Raw genomic sequence first — 1,069 nt, 5'->3', positions numbered from 1 at the left:
GCCAAGTTCCCGTTCACCGCGAACGGCAAGGCGCACGGCCTCGGCCACCCGATCGGCTTCGTCAAGGTCATCAGCGACAACAAGTACGGCGAGCTGCTCGGCGCCCACCTGATCGGCCCCGAGGTCACCGAGCTGCTGCCCGAGCTGACCCTGGCCCAGCAGTGGGACCTCACCGTCCACGAGGTCGCCCGCAACGTGCACGCCCACCCGACCTTGGGCGAGGCGGTCAAGGAGGCCATCCACGGCCTGGCCGGCCACATGATCAACATGTGACGGACCACAGACCCGACACCGCGCCCCGCCGGGAACCCGGCGGGGCGCGGGGATGTCTCAGGCCCAGCCGGATCCCGCAGCGCCCGGTGGGTGAGCACCGCCCCCACCGTGGACAGCGCGGCGAGGACCAGCCCGAGGGCGTGCAGGGCCCCCGTGAAGCCGGCCGTCAGCGCCTCCCGCCGGGCCGGGTCAACCCGGCCCTGGACGGCGTGGGCGGCGAGCCGGGCCGCCTCGGCGCCGGGGAGGCCCGGCAGGTGGACGGCGGTCAGGGCGGTGAGCAGCGCGGCCGCGCCGGAGACCGCGACCGACTCGCCGGTGATCCGCATCGTGTTGAAGATGCCCGCCGCGGCCCCGGCGCGCTCGACCGGGACGGTGCTCACCGCCGCGTTGTCCATCACCCCGAACGCCAGCCCCACCCCGGCGCCGAAGGGCAGCAGCGGCACCGCCAGCGCCGCCCAGGACGCGTCGTCGCGCACTGTGATCAGCAGCAGGGCGCCCAGCGCGATCAGCGCCGAGGCGGCGGTCAGCACCGTACGGACGGACAGTGCCGAGGCCAGCCGGCCCGCCGGCAGCGGCAGCAGCAGGACGGGTGCGGTCAGCGGCAGCAGGAGCAGACCGCTGGTCAGCACGCCGCGCCCGCCCACCCCCTGGAGGTAGGCGGGCAGGTAGACCAGCAGCACCACGAAGCCGAGGGTCACGGTGAACGGCTGGCACACCACGGCGAGGAACTCGGGCCGCCGGAAGAGCCGGAGGTCGAACATCGCCCGTTCCAGCCGGCGCAGCTCCACCACCTCGA

The 1,069-nt window shown here is 74.6% G+C and carries 2 pseudogenes; one reads left to right on the top strand and one right to left on the bottom strand.

The annotated features are described in order from the left end of the window. Positions 1-273, top strand: a pseudogene (locus ACFQ87_RS46710) (dihydrolipoyl dehydrogenase); the annotation flags it as partial. Between the two features lie 380 nt (positions 274-653). Here ACFQ87_RS46710 and ACFQ87_RS46705 read toward each other — a convergent pair. Then, positions 654-1,034 (bottom strand): annotated as a pseudogene (locus ACFQ87_RS46705) (arabinose ABC transporter permease); the annotation flags it as partial. Positions 1,035-1,069: the final 35 nt, after the last annotated feature.

It is taken from the genome of Kitasatospora sp. NPDC056531 (genome assembly GCF_042794375.1).
Lineage (GTDB): Bacteria > Actinomycetota > Actinomycetes > Streptomycetales > Streptomycetaceae > Kitasatospora.
This window is presented reverse-complemented; position numbering and strand designations above follow the sequence as displayed.